This is a genomic window from Acidovorax sp. 56, assembly GCF_002749705.1.
In the GTDB taxonomy this organism is placed as follows: Bacteria; Pseudomonadota; Gammaproteobacteria; order Burkholderiales; family Burkholderiaceae_C; genus Acidovorax.
Genome location: NZ_PEEV01000001.1, coordinates 1204398 through 1221491 on the forward strand (window position 1 = coordinate 1204398; position 17094 = coordinate 1221491).

General features: G+C 65.8%; 15 protein-coding genes and 1 riboswitch. Of the genes, 12 read left to right on the plus strand and 3 right to left on the minus strand.

The window, feature by feature from the left end:
- The first annotated feature begins 41 nt into the window (after positions 1-41).
- Positions 42-959: a pseudouridine synthase gene (locus CLU88_RS05230; protein WP_369827602.1), complete on the plus strand. Its 918-nt coding sequence runs from the start codon at positions 42-44 to the stop codon at positions 957-959.
- A gap of 278 nt (positions 960-1237) precedes the next feature.
- Entirely contained in the window at positions 1238-2530 is a 1293-nt protein-coding gene (locus tag CLU88_RS05235) for a cytosine permease (RefSeq protein ID WP_099655685.1), read from the plus strand.
- A gap of 58 nt (positions 2531-2588) precedes the next feature.
- On the opposite strand, the gene thiD is transcribed toward CLU88_RS05235, so the two are convergent.
- A complete protein-coding gene (thiD, locus tag CLU88_RS05240) occupies positions 2589-3470 on the minus strand; it encodes a bifunctional hydroxymethylpyrimidine kinase/phosphomethylpyrimidine kinase (protein ID WP_099655686.1) in 882 nt (293 codons plus the stop codon).
- 68 nt (positions 3471-3538) lie between these two features.
- Positions 3539-3673, plus strand: a riboswitch (TPP riboswitch).
- 58 nt (positions 3674-3731) lie between these two features.
- On the opposite strand from thiD, the gene CLU88_RS05245 reads away from it, so the two are divergent.
- Genes CLU88_RS05245 through CLU88_RS05260 form a run of 4 tightly spaced genes read left to right on the plus strand, consistent with a single transcriptional unit; the run spans position 3732 to position 6784 of the window.
- Entirely contained in the window at positions 3732-4862 is a 1131-nt protein-coding gene (locus CLU88_RS05245; RefSeq protein WP_099655687.1) for an FAD-dependent oxidoreductase, read from the plus strand.
- A complete protein-coding gene (gene thiS / locus CLU88_RS05250) occupies positions 4859-5056 on the plus strand; it encodes a sulfur carrier protein ThiS (protein ID WP_099655688.1) in 198 nt (65 codons plus the stop codon). The genes CLU88_RS05245 and thiS overlap by 4 nt, the downstream gene beginning before the upstream one ends.
- 14 nt (positions 5057-5070) lie before the next feature.
- On the plus strand, positions 5071-5883 hold the full coding sequence (locus CLU88_RS05255) for a thiazole synthase (RefSeq protein ID WP_099655689.1): 813 nt from the start codon (positions 5071-5073) through the stop codon (positions 5881-5883).
- Positions 5876-6784 (plus strand): thiamine phosphate synthase, encoded by a 909-nt coding sequence (locus CLU88_RS05260; protein WP_099655690.1) that lies wholly within the window; start codon positions 5876-5878, stop codon positions 6782-6784. Before CLU88_RS05255 ends, CLU88_RS05260 begins: the two co-directional genes overlap by 8 nt.
- Before the next feature lie 62 nt (positions 6785-6846).
- Here the strand turns inward: CLU88_RS05260 and CLU88_RS05265 are convergent, their stop codons facing one another.
- Positions 6847-8985, minus strand: a complete 2139-nt coding sequence (locus CLU88_RS05265) for a hypothetical protein (RefSeq protein WP_233205379.1) — start codon at positions 8983-8985, stop codon at positions 6847-6849.
- Positions 8986-9151: 166 nt separating this feature from the next.
- Here CLU88_RS05265 and CLU88_RS05270 point away from each other — a divergent pair, with 166 nt between their 5' ends.
- The 6 genes from CLU88_RS05270 (at position 9152) to CLU88_RS05295 (ending at position 15969) form a co-directional block, all read left to right on the plus strand.
- A complete protein-coding gene (locus tag CLU88_RS05270) occupies positions 9152-10675 on the plus strand; it encodes a 3-hydroxyacyl-CoA dehydrogenase (protein WP_099655691.1) in 1524 nt (507 codons plus the stop codon).
- Positions 10676-10679: 4 nt separating this feature from the next.
- Complete coding sequence (locus CLU88_RS05275) at positions 10680-11459, plus strand: oxepin-CoA hydrolase, alternative type (RefSeq protein ID WP_099655692.1); 780 nt, start codon at positions 10680-10682, stop codon at positions 11457-11459.
- A gap of 200 nt (positions 11460-11659) precedes the next feature.
- Positions 11660-12379, plus strand: coding sequence for a Crp/Fnr family transcriptional regulator (locus CLU88_RS05280; protein ID WP_099655693.1), 720 nt, complete (start codon positions 11660-11662; stop codon positions 12377-12379).
- Between the two features lie 353 nt (positions 12380-12732).
- Entirely contained in the window at positions 12733-13818 is a 1086-nt protein-coding gene (locus CLU88_RS05285; protein ID WP_099655694.1) for a phosphotransferase, read from the plus strand.
- 46 nt (positions 13819-13864) lie between these two features.
- Positions 13865-15139: an acyl-CoA dehydrogenase family protein gene (locus CLU88_RS05290; protein WP_099655695.1), complete on the plus strand. Its 1275-nt coding sequence runs from the start codon at positions 13865-13867 to the stop codon at positions 15137-15139.
- A 233-nt stretch (positions 15140-15372) separates the two neighbouring features.
- Complete coding sequence (locus CLU88_RS05295) at positions 15373-15969, plus strand: hypothetical protein (RefSeq protein ID WP_099658668.1); 597 nt, start codon at positions 15373-15375, stop codon at positions 15967-15969.
- A 44-nt stretch (positions 15970-16013) separates the two neighbouring features.
- Here the strand turns inward: CLU88_RS05295 and CLU88_RS05300 are convergent, their stop codons facing one another.
- Positions 16014-17042, minus strand: a complete 1029-nt coding sequence (locus tag CLU88_RS05300; RefSeq protein ID WP_099655696.1) for an IS30 family transposase — start codon at positions 17040-17042, stop codon at positions 16014-16016.
- Between the last annotated feature and the right edge of the window lie 52 nt (positions 17043-17094).

Genomic DNA, 17094 nt, shown 5'->3' on the forward strand with positions numbered 1-17094 from the left:
CGAGCCCCATCCAGCTTGGCAAGCCCCTGCCCTCTGAAGCCTTGAACCGCCCCCACACCCCTGAAAGCCCCCTGCCCATGCGCGATGGCGTGAGCCCCAGCTGCGTGGTGCTGCCCCAGCAAGGCCACGGCAGCCTGCTCGACCGGCTGGCCGCCCACTTGCCCGGGGTGGGCCACGATGAATGGCGTGCGCGCATGCTTGCTGGGGATGTGGTGGACGCCCAGGGCCAGCCTGCGCGCCCTGAGCAAGCAGTGAAAGGCAGCGTGCGCCTGTTCTATTACCGCCACCTGCCGGGCGAGCCCGAGCTGCCCTTTGAACACCAAGTGCTATACCAAGACGAGCACCTGCTGGTGGCCGACAAGCCGCATTTCATGCCCGTCACGCCCACGGGGCGCTATGTGCAGCAATCGCTACTGGTGCGCCTGAAGCGGCAACTGGGCCTGGCCGACCTATCGCCCCTGCACCGCATTGACCGTGACACGGCGGGGCTGGTGCTGTTATCGGTGCAGCAGCGCACGCGGGGCGCGTACCAGGCCTTGTTCAGAGAGCGCAGCATGGCCAAGGCCTACGACGCTGTAGCGCCCTGGAACGCTCACCTCACGTTTCCGCGCGAACACCGCAGCCGCATGGAGGAATCTCCCCAGTTTTTCCGCATGCAGGAAGTGCCCGGCGAGCCCAACAGCCACACGCACATGGCCGTGCAGGCCGTACAAGGCTCCTGGGCGCTGTACCGGCTGGAGCCCATCAGCGGCAAACGCCACCAGTTGCGCGTGCACATGGCCGCGCTGGGCCTGCCGCTGCGCAACGACCCGTTCTACCCCGAGGTGAACGACCCGCCCGAAGGCGACTACTCGCGCCCTTTGCAGCTGCTGGCCCGGTCGCTGCGCTTTACCGATCCGCTGACCGGGCAGGAGCGCCACTTTGAAAGCCGACTGCGCCTGCAGTGGCCCGTGACTTAAACCCTGCCTGAGTCTGCAGCGGCATAGACCTACAATCCACCCCGCATTGGATGGCCTCCGGCCGCCAATGCCTGCTAGGGGTGTCTGCAGCGCAAGCTGCAGGCTGAGAGAGTCCCTTTGAACCTGACTGCGCCCAGTCCACAGACATGGGCCCGAGATCATCCTCGCGCAGGGAAGCCGTTACGCCACAGCCATGCCCCGCACCGGGCAGCGCCAGGGCGGGCGTTGCCCCCTGCGCTGTAGTTACCCGACCAAACAGACCGCTGCGGAGCTTTTGCATGACTTCATCACTCCCCCCCGCCCCCACTTCATCGGCAGTCAACGAGGCCCTGGTGCCCGTGCCTGCCGAGCGCCGCGTCTTCCAGTGGCACGACCACGCATCACTCTGGTTCAGCCTGGGTGTGGGCCTGCTGGTGATGCAGGTCGGCGCCTACCTGATGCCCGCACTGGGCACCCAGGAGGCCTTGTGGGCGATTGTGGCGGGCTCTTTGCTGGGCGCGGGCCTGCTGGGCTGGGTGGCCAAGCTGGGCTGCGACAGCGGCCTGGCCAGCGCGGGGCTGATGCACGCGGTGTATGGCCGGGGCTTTGCCAGCCTACCCATCGTGCTGAACATCGTGCAACTGGTGGGCTGGGGCACGTTTGAGCTGGTGGTGATGCGCGACGCCACCGTGGCGATTGGGCAGCAATCCGGCAGCCTGCAAGGGGCCCAGTGGCCTGTGCTGGCCACGCTGCTGTGGGGCGGTGTGGTGATGCTGCTCATCAGCGGATCGATGGTGCAACTGGTGCGCAAGGTGATTGCCCGGGTGGCCCTGCCACTGGTGGTGCTGTCGCTGCTGTGGCTGAGCTGGCAGTTTGTGTCGCTGGCGCAAGCCCGGGGCTTTAGCGCGCTGTGGAACCGCCAGGGCGAAGGCGGTATGGGCGTGCTGCCCGCACTGGATTTGGTCATCGCCATGCCCATTTCGTGGCTGCCGCTGGTGGCCGACTACGCCCGCCATGGCAAGAGCGGCGGCGCGGCCCTGCGTGGCACCTGGCTGGGCTACGCGCTGGCCAACATGTGGTGCTACAGCCTGGGCGTGCTCGTGGCGTTGACGCTCCCTTCCACCGACCTGGTGCAAGCGCTGCTGCTGGCACAGGGCGGGCTCATTGCCCTGTCGCTGATCCTGATCGACGAGGTGGACAACGCCTATGGCGATGCGTACTCCGGCGCCGTATCGGCCCACAGCCTGTTGCCACGCTGGAGTATTCGCCGCTGGGGGCTGGCAGTAGCCGCACTGTGCACGGGCCTCGCCCTAGTGCTGCCCATGCACAGCCTGGAGCCGTTCTTGCTGCTGCTCAGCTCGGTGTTCGTGCCGTTGTTCGGCGTCATCCTGGGCCGCCTGGCCTTTGGCGCCCACGCCCCCACGCTGCTGGCGCAGGCCCGGGTGGTGAACGCCCTGCCCGTCATCCTGTGGCTGGCGGGCATCGCGGTGTACCACCTGGCGCCCAAGGTGTTGCCGGGTGCTGGATCGGCCTTGCCAGCACTGGCATTCAGCTTTGCACTGGCCTGGGCCACCCGGCCCAAGGTGCGCTGATCGCTATCAAATTATGAGCTGCTCGCGCTTTATCAATAAGCGCTAGCGGCCAAAATCATTAAGAACCGGCAAACACCCGCTGCGCCACCGGCGCGTAGCCGTGGTTCAGCGGCCCATGGCCGCGCCCCGTGGTCACATCGGCTCCGGCGGCAATCGCACCCAGGATGTAGCTGCGGGCTTGCTCTACCGCCTGCTGCAATGGCAGCCCCAGCGCCAGGTGGGCCGCAATGGCCGACGACAGCGTACACCCGGTGCCATGCCCGTTGTGCGTGGCAATGCGCTGCGACTGCAGTTTGTGCACCCGCGGTGCACCGGGCATCGACAGCACATCCACCACCCAATCGCCCGGCAAGTGCCCGCCTTTGAGCAGCACCGCCTGCGCGCCCAATGCACGCAGGTCTTGCGCTGCGGCCTCCAGCGCATCGGCGTCTTGCAGGCTGCGGCCCAGCAGCCAGCCTGCTTCGTCCAGATTGGGGGTCACCACCTCGGCCAGCGGAAACAGCTCTTGCACCAGCACGCCCACGGTCTCCTGCGCAATCAGCCGATCGCCACTGGTGGCCACCATCACCGGGTCCAGCACCACATGGGGCAACTGGTAGGTGCGAATGGCATCGGCCACCACACGCACCACGTCGGGCGAATGCAGCATGCCGATCTTCACCGCGTCCACGCCAATGTCTTGCACCACAGCATCGATCTGGGCCTTGAGCATGTCGGGCGGCACGCCATGGATGCCCGTGACGCCGCAGGTGTTTTGTGCCGTGATGGCGGTGATGGCCGTCATGCCGTAGCAGCCCAGGGCGCTGAAGGTTTTGAGATCGGCCTGGATGCCTGCGCCACCGCCACTGTCCGAGCCGGCAATGGACAACACGCGCGCATAACGGGACAACACGCGTGCGTGTGGACGGCCCGCGTGGAGCCCTGAAGAAGAGGAAGTCATGGCAAAAATTATGGCCTATGCGCCAGGTCAAGCTGCGGCAAAAGAGGATGTGCTGTAATTGTTTTTTCCGGACGAAACAGGGGTGTCCCGCTGCCATGCGCGGTGTGTGACTGAGAAATACCCTGGGGCCCGCAGCCACGCTGCACCGCGCCCCGCTACCCGATCCAGGTCATGCTGGCGTGGGGAGTTTCCACCAACGGCGCTGAGCCCTCCGTTTTGTCCACTGTTGCCTTTCTACAGACGGACGCCAGACGGACCCCTATGTCACTTTCCCCCTCATCCTTTGTAATTCTGGGCGCCGGCCTCATGGGCCGCTTGCTCGCCGTGGAGCTGGCACGCCAGGGCCATCGGGTGGACATCTACGACGCGGGCAGCCCGCTGGCAGAGCAATCGGCCGCCAACGTCGCCGCCGCCATGCTGGCCCCGCTGGCCGAGTCCGCCATCACCGAGCCCGGCGTGGTGCGCATGGGCCACTACGCGCTGCCGCGCTGGCAGCAGTTGATTGCCTCGCTGCCCGAGCCCGTGTTCTTTCAACAGGCAGGCACGCTGATCGTCTGGCACCGGCAAGACGCCGCCGAAGCCCAGCGCCTGACGCGCGTGCTAGAGACCAACCAGCGCACCACCCCCGAGCTGCCTGCCATGCAAAAGCTCGACAGTGCGGCTCTGGCGCAATCTGAGCCCACCCTGGCCGATCGCTTTGCCCAAGGCCTGTACCTGCCGGGCGAAGGGCAGCTCGACAACCGGCAACTGCTGGCCGCCCTGCTCACCGAAATGACACGCCTGGGCGTGACCATGCACTGGAACGCCCCCCGCGCGCCCGAGGCCTTTGCCCCCGGCACCCCAGGCCAGCCCGACTGGCTGCTGGACTGCCGAGGCCTGGGCGCCCGCCAGGACTGGAAGGCCCTGCGCGGCGTGCGCGGCGAGGTGGTGCGCCTGTATGCGCCCGATGTCACCCTGCAGCGCCCCACCCGCCTGGTGCACCCCCGCTACCCGATTTACCTGGCGCCCAAGCAAGACCACATCTTTGTGATCGGCGCGACCGAGATCGAATCGGACGACCTGTCCCCCGCCAGCGTGCGCTCCACTCTGGAGCTGCTGAGTGCCGCCTACGCCGTGCACCCGGGCTTTGCCGAGGCCCGCGTGCTGGAGCTGTGCACCCAGTGCCGCCCCACCCTGCCCGACAACCTGCCCGCCATCCGCCAGCCCCAGCCCCGCGTGCTGGAGGTCAACGGCATGTACCGCCACGGGTTCATGATCTCGCCCGCCATGCTGGATGTGACCATGGAGATCCTGAACACAGGACAATCAGCGCTTTCAAAACGTTTTGATCTGCGGCTTGAACTGCTGGGGACGTCTGCCCCGGCCGATCAGGCTGCCAGCGCATTGGCATGAAGATTTGCATCAACAACCACCCGCATGAACTGCCCGACGGCGCCACCGTGGCCGACGCGGTGGCCGCCATCGCGGCCCGCCCGCCGTTTGCGGTCGCCGTCAACACCACCTTCGTCCCTAACACACGCTACGCCGCCCACCCACTGCAACCGGGCGACCGCGTGGAAATCATCTCCCCAGTGACGGGCGGCTGACGCCCCACCAAGCCATGACAGCTCTCACCTCCCAAGACCCTCTGGTTCTGTACGGCCACACCTTCACCAGCCGCTTGCTGCTGGGCACATCGCGCTACCCCTCGCCTGCGGTGCTGGAGGCTGCCGTCGAGCGCGCCCAGCCCGCCATGGTCACGGCCTCGCTGCGCCGCCAAGGCAGCAACACGGCCGAGAGTGGCGCCAGCTTTTGGGAGTTGCTGCGCAAGCTGGGCGTACCCGTGCTGCCCAACACCGCTGGCTGCCACAGCGCCCAAGAGGCCATCACCACTGCGCAGATGGCCCGCGAGGTGTTCAGCACCCCCTGGATCAAGCTGGAGCTGATCGGCGACGACTACACCCTGCAGCCCGACACGCTGAACCTGGTGAGCACGGCCGAGCACCTGATCAAGGAAGGCTTTCAGGTGTTGCCCTACTGCACCGAAGACCTGGTGCTGTGCCAGCGCCTGGTGGATGTCGGTTGCCAGGCTGTGATGCCCTGGGCCGCGCCCATTGGCACCGGCCGGGGGCCGGTGAACCCCTACGCTCTGCAAACGCTGCGCGAGCGGTTGAGCGTGCCGCTGCTGGTGGACGCAGGCCTGGGCCTGCCATCGCACGCTTGCCAGGTCATGGAATGGGGCTACGACGGTGTGCTGCTGAACACGGCCGTGGCCCTGGCGCAAGACCCTGTGGCCATGGCCGGGGCTTTTGCCGATGCCGTGCAGGCAGGCCGCACAGCCCACCGCGCAGGCGCGATGACGGCGCAAGACTCTGCCCAGCCCAGCACCCCCGTGCTGGGCACGCCCTTCTGGCACCATGCAACCCATGCTTGAGCCCCACACCATGGGCATGGCACAGGCCATCGCCAGCCACCACGCAGCCACCTTTGCGGGCTTCGAGCCCTTGCAGCCCCCGGCCCCCACCAGCACCGCACCGGCCTACCTGGCAGCGCTGCAGGCCTGCAGCCAACTGGGCTTCATCGCCCACGACGCCGAATGCCTGGCCCGCGCCTGGCAGGCCCAAACTGAGCGCACAGGCCAGTTTGACGCCGCCTGCTGGCCCTGCGAGCCGCAGGACTTTGGCTTGCAGCCCCTGCCGCGCGCCCAGGCCTTTGCCGCCTGCCCGCAAGCGCTGGGTTTGTACGCCGTGCTGCCCGATGCCGAGTGGGTGGGCCGCATGGCCCGCGCAGGCGTACCCACCGTGCAACTGCGCTACAAATCTGAAGATGCCCACGCCATTGCCCGCGAGGTGCGCAACGCCGTCGCTGCCGTGGCGGGCACCCAGGCACTGCTGTTCATCAACGACCATTGGCAAGAAGCCATTGCCGCAGGCGCCTATGGCGTGCACCTGGGCCAGGAAGACCTGGACGCACTGACCCCGCAAGAGCTGCGCACCCTGCGCGATTCAGGCGTGCGCCTGGGCGTCAGCACCCACGGCTACGCCGAGATGGTGCGCGCCGATGCCGTGGGCCCCAGCTACATCGCCATGGGCGCTGTGTTCCCTACCACGCTGAAGAAAATGGCCACCGCACCGCAGGGCCTGGGACGGCTGCAGGCCTATGCCCGGCTGCTGCGGCATTACCCGCAGGTTGCCATTGGGGGCATTGGCCAAGAGCAGTTTGGGGCCGTGCGCGCCACGGGCGTGGGCTCTATCGCGGTGGTGCGTGCGCTGGTGAATGCGGCGCAGCCTGAAGAAGCGGCCACCGCGCTGATGGCGGCACTGCGCGTGCAATGAAGGCGAGGCTGTAAAGCCTTTGCCCTCTGCAACCCGGCGGCCCATGGCACGCCGGGGTTTGCTTATTTTTTACCGGGCGGATTCAGCGGCTCCAGCTCCAGGCTCAACTCCATCAGGTCGTTGGACGAGCCGAAACCCACCGGCTGGCCCGGAGGGGGCGGTGGCGTCACAGGCACCGGAGGCAAATCACTGATGGTGATAGGCACCGGCTCGGACAGGTCAATGTCCAACGTGAAAGTCGATGCAGGTGGGGTGGCCGCCACCCGGCTGGCGGCGGGGGCTGGCACAGGCACGCTGTCCACAAATTCATCGACCAAACCCTGCGTTTGCGTCGGCACCGTGGCCGGACCATCAGGCATCTCGGCGCCCGCTGCCGCAGGCTGTGTCGGCGGCTCAAAACCAAACTCCAACGCGGCGGCCAAAGAATCCAGGGGGAAATCGGGCGTTGTGTCCAGCGGGCTCAGTGGCGTCAGGGCACTCAACGCATGGGCTGCGGCCGCCTCAAAAGACTGCGCCTTGGGCGTGGTGCGCTTGCGCGGCGGCGGTGCACCCCGCACGCTGGGGGGCGTGGTCTGCGCAATGGCCAGCAGCAAGAGCAAATCGTCAAAAGCGGCCAAATCAAACGGCGCTTTGCGTTTGTCGCCAGACTTGTAGAACATGTGCTTTTCCAGCACACCCAGCACCGCGGCTGAACTCCACTCGGCTTCCACTTCGGCCAACGCCTCGTGGTACTGCTCCAGCGATTTGCCAGCCCGGTCAAACGCAGCGAACTCTGGCACCTGCGCATTGAAGTGCTGCATGAACTTCTGGCGCAGCACATTGAAGTCTGCCGCCCGGCTCAGCGTTCGGTACAGGCGCAGCAACTCCAGGTAGGCCACCGGAGAGGTTTTTTCATGCTCGGCAATGTGCTGGCGCAGCACTTCCACCGCCTGGTCGTGCTCGCCCACAGAAACAAAGAACTCGGCCTGTTGCTGGATGTCGAACAGCTCTTCCGGGTTGATGATGTGCTGCAGGACGGGCTCTGAGGAAGCCTGGGTCGCAACGACAGGTTTGGGGGCAAACCCTGCCGCTTCCGCTGAAATTTCTTCAGGCTCCAGCAAGATATCGACTGCAGCCGGGGCTGCGGCTGCCATGCCTTTCGCGCCAGGAATAGGCCGCCCCCAGCGGTCTGCAGGGTGCTCCTGTACCCGCTCCAGCGGGTCCAAGTCCACCACTTCATGGGTGTCCGATTTGCGGTTGCTAACGGCCACCGACTCACGCCACGAGCGCGCGGCCTTGGTCGCCGTGCGGTCGGAGCGGCGCCACAACCAGCCACCCAAGCCCAACGCAGCCGCCAAGGCAGCCCCAAGGGCATACACCACCCATGCGGGAAAACGATCTGACTCCAGTTCTTGCAACTGGCGCTGCAACTCGGCCGAAGCGGCCTGGTCGCGCGTGGCCTTGGCGCGCAGTTGGGTCAGCTCCGACTCCAGCTGGCGCTGTGAGGCCTGGCCTTGCTCCTGGCTTTGCGGGTCTGGGTTCAAACTGCGCCACAGCGCTGCGGCCTGCTCTCTTTGCGGTGTGGCCTCGGACGCCGGGGCCTGAGGCAACTCAGGCGTAGAACGCAAGGTCACGGGCGAATCGAGCCAGATATCAAGCGGCTCCATGACGAGGCGGGAACGCGCGGCTTCTTTGGCGGCAGCTGCCGCAGGCTTGGCAGGAGCGGTTACCGCAGGGGTTGTGCGAGGCTCTTTGCGCACGGCCTGCGCGGTGCGTTGCGAAGCACGCGGCACTGCAGTGGAAGCAGCGGCCGGGCCACCTGCAACACCTTGCTCCAAGCCACCCACTTCCGGGGCGCGTGCAGCCATCACGGCTGCGTCTTGCGGGGATAGAGTTCGATCCCGCAATGGGGCGGTAGCAGCAGCCGCGGCCGCCGGTGCAGCCATGATGCGTTGCGCCGCTTTGGGCGGGTCGGCCAAAAACGTATAGGTGCGCGTGGTGCGGCCTGTGCAGCCAGCCGTCAGCGTGACTTGAACCACAGGTTCATCGATGGCGGTGAACGCCTGCACCCGCACACCGGATGCCAGGGGACTCACCAACACTTTGGACTCGCTGACCAGCGAGTCACCGGATTTGACGCTGACCACCACACACGAGGTGGCGATGTCTGAGCCCTCATCTGGCTTGACATCAAAGGCCAAATCCAACGTATTACCCAGCACCACAGTGCCCCTGCTCGCGCCCAGCGAAAGCGCGGAGGCGCCGGCGGCAACCACCCACAGACCGGCTCCAAAAATGGTGTTACGGATTTTCACAATAATTTCTGTTTTTGGTGCAGCCCATTCTTGCACATAAGTGCGCGCCTAGGGCCACAGCCATAATGGCGCTATGAAAATTCAATTTTCCACCATCGCCATTGTGGGCACGGGGGCCATGGGCCGGGGCATTGCACAAATCGCCGCCCAGGCCGGCAGCCAGGTCTGGTTGCTCGACACGCAAACCGGCGCCGCCGAAAAAGCCAAGCAAGCCCTGCAAGAACAATGGGGCAAGCTGGTGGCCAAAGACCGCATCACGCCAGAGCAAGCCCAGGCCTGGGGCAACCAGTTGCAAATAGCCAACACCGTGGCCGATTTGACCGCCTGTGAGCTGGTCATCGAAGCCGTGGTGGAACGCCTTGACGTCAAGCAAGCCCTGTTCGCAGAGCTGGAACGCACACTGCCCGCGCACGCCGTGTGGGCCACCAACACATCGTCCCTGTCGGTCACGGCCATTGCCGCTGGCCTGAAGCAGCCTGAGCGGCTGGCCGGTTTTCACTTCTTCAACCCCGTACCACTGATGAAAGTGGTGGAAGTGGTGGCCGGGCTCAAGACCGCCCCTGCGCTTTGCCAGGCCCTCACGGCCTACGCCCGCGAAATGGGGCACACCCCCGTGCAGGCCCAAGACACGCCGGGCTTCATCGTCAACCACGCCGGGCGCGGCTTTGGCACCGAGGCATTGCGCATCGTCAGCGAGGGCGTGGCCGACTTCGCCACCATCGACCGCATCCTGCGCGACCAGGTGGGCTTCAAGCTCGGGCCTTTTGAGCTGATGGACCTGACGGCGCTGGACGTGTCGCACCCCGTCATGGAATCCATTTACCACCAGTATTACGAAGAGCCGCGCTTTCGCCCCAGCGTCATCACCGCGCAGCGGCTGGCGGGCGGTGTGCTGGGCAAGAAGGTGGGCGATGGTTTTTACCGCTATGTAGATGGCGCGGCCCAGGTGCCCGCAGAGCCCCCTGTGCCGGTGGTGCAAGACATTCCACCGGTGTGGGTATCGCCCCGGGCTTCGCGGCGCATGGAGCTTTACCAATTGCTCAAGGACCTGGGTGCCACCATCGAGACCGGCGCATCGCCCTCGCCCCAGGCCATCACCCTGGTCGCCCCCCTGGGGTTTGACGTGACCACCGTGGCGGTGGTCGAGCGGCTGGACCCAGCCCGCACCATTGGCATCGACATGCTGGTGGAGGAAGCCGCCACCAAGCGGCGCGTGCTGGCCACCAACCCAGCCACACGCGTGGACATTCGCAACGCCGCGCACGCCCTGTTTGCCCGCGACGGCAAACCCGTGAGCGTGATCCGCGACAGCGGCGGTTTTGTCACCCAGCGCGTCGTGGCCACCATCGTCAACATCGCGGCAGACATCTGCCAGCAAGGCATTTGCTCCCCCAAGGACCTGGAAACCGCCGTGACCCTGGGCCTGGGCTACCCGCTGGGGCCATTGGCCATGGGCGACCGCTGGGGCCCTACCAATATCCTGGAGGTGCTGTTCAATATGCAGACCGTGTACGGGGACACCCGCTACCGCCCCAGCCCCTGGTTGCGCCGCCGGGGCGCCATTGGCCTGAGCCTGACCCACGTCGAAGAAAGCTGAGCCCATGCCCGCCCAACTGCTGAGCACCAGCGAAGGCCAGACGCTGGTTCTGACCCTGAGCAACCCCGAGCTGCGCAACGCCATTGAGCCCGCCATGTATGCCGCGGGCATCGAGGCCCTGAATGTGGCCGAGCGCAGCCCCGATGTGCGCAGCGTGGTGATCACCGGCGCGGGCGGCATGTTCTGCTCGGGCGGCAACCTGCAGCGCCTGCAAGCCAACCGCCAGCAGCCCCCCGAGGTGCAAGCCCAGAGCATTGAAGGCCTGCACCAGTGGATTGAGACCATCCGCACCTACCCCAAGCCCATCATTGCGGCCGTGGAAGGCGCGGCGGCCGGCGCGGGCTTTTCGCTGGCCCTGGCCTGCGACATGGTGGTGGCCGCACGCGACGCGGTGTTTTTGATGGCCTACAGCAACGTGGCCCTGTCGCCCGACGGGGGCGCCAGCTGGAGCCTGGCCCACGCCCTGCCCCGCGCCCTGGCGACCGAGCTGCTGATGTGCGGCGAAAAGATCGCGGCCGAGCGGCTGCACGCGCTGGGCCTGGTCAACCGCCTGAGCAACCCCGGCGATGCCCTGGGCACCGCCTTGCAGTTGGCCGAGCGGCTCAACCAACGGGCGCCCAATGTGCTTGCCAGCATCAAGGAGCTGGTCAGCGATGCGCCCCACCAGCCGCTGAGCACGCACCTCGACAGCGAACGCGACCACTTTGTCAAAAACCTGCACCATGCCAACGCGGGTGAAGGCATTGCGGCGTTTCTTGAAAAACGCAGCCCGCGCTACGAGTGAGCGCCCCACCGCTACTGCAGCACCCACCGTGACACCATGCATGCCCTGCGTCCTTGAGGACCAGGGCATTTTTGTTTCCACCAGGGGCCAAGCACCACACCCGTGCCTGCAGGCACAGACGCACAGGTGACAACCCCAGGCAAAGGCCCGGGTCCCTCACGCGACAATGAAGCTGTTACCAGTCACCCAAAAGACAGACCATGGACGACCCGATTCTTACTATCGAAGAACGTGAAGCGATCAATTCCGGTCGCTGGTTCTCATCCCTTTCACCCTCACTGCGACACGACATCCTCCGATGCGCCTATGTCAAACGCTTCAAGGACGGCGGCCTCATAGCCGCCCGGGGCGATCCGCCCGAGGAGTGGATTGCCTGCGCGCGCGGGGCGGTGCGGGTCAGCTCCACGTCCATCTCGGGCAAGCAGATCACGCTGACCTATGTGGAGCCCGGCATCTGGTTTGGCGACGTGGCGATTTTCGATGGGGACCGGCGCACGCACGATGCCTATGCACACGGCGACACCACCGTGCTGTGTGTGGCCAAGGCCGACTTCAAGAAAATCCTGGCTGCGCACACCGAGTTCTACGAAGCCATGCTGCGCCTGCATGCACGCCGCATTCGCCAGCTGTACGGCCTGGTGGAAGACCTCAACACCCTGCCCCTGCGTGCGCGGCTGGCCAAGCAGCTGCTGCATCTGGTGCGCAGCTATGGCACTCCCAGCCTGTCAGATGGCAGCGAGATGCGCATCGGCCTGCAACTGGCGCAGGAAGAATTGGCACAGCTGCTGGGCGCATCGCGCCAGCGCGTGAACCAAGAGCTCAAGTCCATGGAGCGCGAGGACGCCATTCGCATCGAGCCCGGTGGCCTGGTGGTGCGCAACCGCGAGGCGCTGATGCGCATTGCGGAAACCGACACCTGAGCCCCACCACTCCTCTAGCACGCAGCCCCCGCAATGCCTGGGCTGCAGCAGCTAGGAGCCTGTCCGACTTGGAAATCGTCGGCTGCAAATCGACCGCAGCGGTCCATTTTTCACCGCCTTTTTGCCCCATAGCTCGGCTATGGAGCTGCAAATTCGGCAAAAACTGTCCTCGCTGGGGCCGATTTTCGCTATCAACGCTCCAAGTCAGACAGGCTCCTAGGCCGTGCGCCGCATCAGCGCACGCAGCCACCCACACACACCCCGGCAACAGCCGCCCCACCGCCCCAGCGCGCAGCAAGCACAGCCCTGCGCAGGCGCAGCCATGCCCAAACCCATTCCATCCCTCATCCCCCATGAGCAACTTTGACCACTTCGTGGGCACACGCCCCGTGTCTGACCAGCACGCCTTTGACACAGCCGCGCTCACCGACTGGCTCGGCCGCCACATGCCGGGCTTTGCGGGACCGCTCACGGTGGAGATGTTCAAGGGCGGGCAATCCAACCCCACCTACAAGCTCATCACCCCCGGCGCAAGCTACGTGATGCGTGCCAAACCCGGGCCCGTGGCCAAGCTGCTGCCTTCGGCCCACGCCGTGGAGCGCGAATTTGCGGTGATGAGCGGCCTGCAAGGCACCGATGTGCCCGTGCCCCGCATGCATGTGCTGTGCGAAGACGAATCGGTGATTGGCCGCGCCTTCTACGTGATGGAGTGCATGCAGGGCCGCGTGCTGTGGGACCAGTCCTTGCCCGGCATGGCGCCCGCCGAGCGCGGCGCCATCTACAACGAGATGAACCGCGTGATTGCTGCGCTGCACACCGTGAAGTTTGCCGACCGGGGCCTGGCCAGCTACGGCAAGCCCGGCAACTACTTCGACCGCCAGATTGGCCGCTGGAGCAAGCAATACGTGGCCTCCATCACCCAGCCCATCGAAGAGATGGACCGACTGATGGAATGGCTGCCCGCGCACATGCCTGCCAGCGCACGGGATGAGAGCCAAGTCTCCATCGTGCATGGCGACTTCCGGCTGGACAACCTCATGTTCCACCCCACCGAGCCCCGCGTGGTGGCCGTGCTGGACTGGGAGCTGTCCACACTGGGCCACCCGCTGGCCGACTTCAGCTACCACTGCATGAGCTGGCACATCCCGGCAGCGCTGGGGCGCGGCATTGCGGGGCAAGACCTGGCCGCCCTGGGCATCCCGGATGAAGACAGCTACATCCGCAGCTACTGCGAGCGCACCGGCATTGCCACGCCCGACGCGCTGCGGGCCGACTGGAACTTCTACATGGCCTACAACATGTTCCGCATCGCGGCCATCTTGCAAGGCATTGCCAAGCGGGTCGAAGCGGGCACCGCCTCCAGCGCGCAGGCCAAGGCCTCGGGCGACACGGCCCGCCCCATGGCGCAACTGGCCTGGTCCTTCGCCCAACGCGGCTGAACACGCCGCACAGAACAACACCCACCGATTTTTCACGGAGAACCCCATGGACTTTGACTACTCCCCCAAGACCAAGGAACTGCAGGCCAAACTGCTCCAGTTCATGGACGAGCACATCTACCCCGCCGAGGCGGCCTACAAGGCCGAGCTGCTGGCCAACACCGCCGCAGGCAAGCGCTGGTCGGCCCTGAACACCATCGAAAACCTCAAGCCCAAGGCCCAGGCCGCAGGCCTGTGGAACCTGTTTTTGCCAGTGGACAGCGCCGCGGCCTCGGGCTACGCAGGGGCAGGCCTCACCAACCAGGAATACGCGCCCCTGGCCGAAATCATGGGCCGCGTGCCATGGGCCAGCGAGGTGTTCAACTGCTCGGCGCCCGACACCGGCAACATGGAAACCATCGCCCGCTATGGCGACGAAGCCAACAAGGCGCGCTGGCTCAAGCCGCTGCTCGAAGGCAAGATCCGCTCAGCATTCGCCATGACCGAACCCGACGTGGCATCGAGCGACGCCACCAACATCGAGACGCGCATCGAGCGCCAGGGTGATGAGTACGTCATCAATGGCCGCAAATGGTGGATTTCGGGCGCAGCCGATCCGCGCTGCGCCGTCTACATCACGATGGGCAAGACCGACCCCGAGGCCCCCAGGCACTCGCAGCAGAGCATGGTGCTGGTGCCGGCCGACGCCAAGGGCATCACCGTCATTCGCCCACTCAATGTGTTTGGCTACGACGACGCACCCCACGGCCACGTGGAGATGACGTTTGAAAACGTGCGCGTGCCCGTCTCCAACATCCTGCTGGGCGAAGGCCGTGGCTTTGAAATTGCCCAAGGCCGCCTGGGCCCCGGGCGCATCCACCACTGCATGCGCCTCATTGGCCTGGCCGAGCGTGCACTGGAGCTGATGTGCAAGCGCGCCAGCAGCCGCGTGGCCTTTGGCAAGACCGTGGCGCAGCAAACCGTGACGCAAGAGCGCATTGCCGAAGCCCGCTGCAAGATCGACATGGCCCGCCTGCTGACCCTGAAGGCCGCCTGGCTGATGGACGTGGCAGGCAACAAGGTGGCCAAGACCGAGATCGCCATGATCAAGGTGGTGGCCCCCAGCATGGCCTGCCAGGTGATCGACTGGGCCATGCAGGCCCACGGCGGCGGCGGCATGAGCGACGACTTCCCCCTGGCCTATGCCTACGCCGGTGCGCGCACCCTGCGCTTTGCCGACGGCCCGGACGAAGTGCACCGCAACGCCATTGCCAAGTGGGAGCTGGGCAAGTACGGCAGCTACGGCCGCGATGCGGGCGTGCCCATCACACGCGGCGCCTGAGAGGCTGAGGCCAAGCGCGGGACAACCCGCCACCCCGCAACCCACCGCACCAGCCCATGGCCCTCCAAGGCCATGGGCTTTTTTGTGGAGGGCTGTTACCTGTGGCGCGGCAAAATCAACGCACCGCTTTTGTCCCACCCCACGTGACCACCGCTCGCCACCCGCCCAACGCACAGCACGCCACCACCCTCACCCGCCGCCAATGGAGCCGCTGGGCCACGGGTGCCCTGGCCTTGGCCGCCCCTGGCGCCTGGGCCAGTGCGGCGCAGGGCACGGACGATGGCGAGTGGCAAGCCTCGGCCACCGCACGGCAACTGCTGCGCTGGGTGGCGGGCACGGCAGACAACGCGGGCATGCCCTTTGTGGTGATCGACAAGCCCGAGGCCTGCGCGCATGTGTTCTCAGGCCGCGCCCAGTGGCTGGGCAGCGCGCCCGTGCTGCTGGGGCTGGCAGCGGGCGACCGCAGCGTGCCCGGCATTGGGCAGCGCCCCGTGGCCCAGGTGCGCCCGCACGAGCGCACCACGCCCGCAGGCCGGTTTGTGACCGAGCCCGGCCAGAACCTGCAAGGCGAAGACATTGTGTGGATCGACTACGACGCGGCGGTATCGCTGCACCGCGTGCGCAGCGCCACGGCCATCGAGCGGCGCCTGCAGCGCCTGGCCAGCCCGCGTGCACGCGACCGGCGCATCAGCTACGGCTGCATCAACGCACCCGATGCGTTCTACAGCCAGCACATCGCGCCCTACCTTGGGCAGCTGCCCGGCGTGGCCTATGTGCTGCCTGACACCGAGCCATTTGCTACGTTTTTTATAGCTGCTAGCGCTTATTGAATAAGGGCGGATTCAAGTCCAAGTGCAACATTGATTGCTGTTGCTCAGTGCACAGACTCAGGCTGCTGAGTCAAGCGATGCAGGTGCTGGGCATAGACCTCCAAGGGCGTGCTGTAGCCCAGGGTCATCCTGGGCCGCCCGTTGAGTTCATCGGCCACCGCATCAAGCTGCTCCTGGGTGTAGCCACTGAGCTCCGTACCCTTGGGGAAGTACTGACGCAGCAGCCCATTGGTGTTCTCGTTGCTGCCCCGCTGCCAAGGGCTGTAGGGGTCACAGAAGTACACCTTCATGCCCGTGTTCTGGGTGAGTCTGGCGTGCTCGGCCATCTCGCGGCCTCGGTCGTAGGTCAGGCTCTGGCGCATCGGGCTGGCAATTGCATTGAGTTTGTCGCTGAATGCCTTGAGCACATGTGCGGCCGTAGCCGGGTTGGGGTGTGGCAGCTTGACCAGCACCACTAAGCGCGTGGTGCGCTCGACCAAGGTTCCTATGGCGCTGGCGTTGTGGGCCCCCTTGATGAGGTCTCCCTCCCAATGGCCGGGAAGCTGGCGATCCTCTACCTCTGGAGGGCGCACGTGAATGCTCACAAGATCGGTGATTTCTCCTCGGCGGTCCTCGCCTTTGGAGCGGGGCCAGCGCTTGGCGTGAGCCATGCGCAGACAGGCCACCAACTCCTTCTTGAGCTCTCCCCGGGGCTGGGCATAGATGCAGGTGTAAATGCTCTCGTGTGACACTCTCTGGCGCCTGTCGTTGGGATGAAGTTTCTTCAGGTGTCCGGCAATTTGCTGGGGCGACCAATGCTGGCGCAGATACTCGCACACCTGCTTGAACAAGATGCCTGGGCGCAGTAGCTTGGGCTGGGGGCGGCTATGGATGCGGCGAATACGGCAGCGCTGTTGGGCAAACCGGCTGACGTAGCCATGGCCTCCTGCATTGCGGAGGATCTCCCGGCTGATGGTGCTGGGGCTGCGGCCTAGAGCCCTGGCAATGGCCCGCAGGCTTTGCTTTTGCTGCAGGCCCAGCGCTATGGCGTGGCGCTCGGATTCTGTGATCTGCTCGTAGGTTCTTTTGCTCATGGAGGCCTCAATTCTGAAAGGGGTGTTGCACTTCAGATTTGAGGCCGCCAAG

Coding starts and splice junctions, on each gene's coding strand:
- CLU88_RS05235 (WP_099655685.1), top strand. CDS start 1,238: ATGACTTCATCACTCCCCCCCGCCCCCACTTCATCGGCAGTCAACGAG.
- thiD (WP_099655686.1), bottom strand. CDS start 3,470: ATGACTTCCTCTTCTTCAGGGCTCCACGCGGGCCGTCCACACGCACGC.
- CLU88_RS05245 (WP_099655687.1), top strand. CDS start 3,732: ATGTCACTTTCCCCCTCATCCTTTGTAATTCTGGGCGCCGGCCTCATG.
- thiS (WP_099655688.1), top strand. CDS start 4,859: ATGAAGATTTGCATCAACAACCACCCGCATGAACTGCCCGACGGCGCC.
- CLU88_RS05255 (WP_099655689.1), top strand. CDS start 5,071: ATGACAGCTCTCACCTCCCAAGACCCTCTGGTTCTGTACGGCCACACC.
- CLU88_RS05260 (WP_099655690.1), top strand. CDS start 5,876: ATGCTTGAGCCCCACACCATGGGCATGGCACAGGCCATCGCCAGCCAC.
- CLU88_RS05270 (WP_099655691.1), top strand. CDS start 9,152: ATGAAAATTCAATTTTCCACCATCGCCATTGTGGGCACGGGGGCCATG.
- CLU88_RS05275 (WP_099655692.1), top strand. CDS start 10,680: ATGCCCGCCCAACTGCTGAGCACCAGCGAAGGCCAGACGCTGGTTCTG.
- CLU88_RS05280 (WP_099655693.1), top strand. CDS start 11,660: ATGGACGACCCGATTCTTACTATCGAAGAACGTGAAGCGATCAATTCC.
- CLU88_RS05285 (WP_099655694.1), top strand. CDS start 12,733: ATGAGCAACTTTGACCACTTCGTGGGCACACGCCCCGTGTCTGACCAG.
- CLU88_RS05290 (WP_099655695.1), top strand. CDS start 13,865: ATGGACTTTGACTACTCCCCCAAGACCAAGGAACTGCAGGCCAAACTG.
- CLU88_RS05300 (WP_099655696.1), bottom strand. CDS start 17,042: ATGAGCAAAAGAACCTACGAGCAGATCACAGAATCCGAGCGCCACGCC.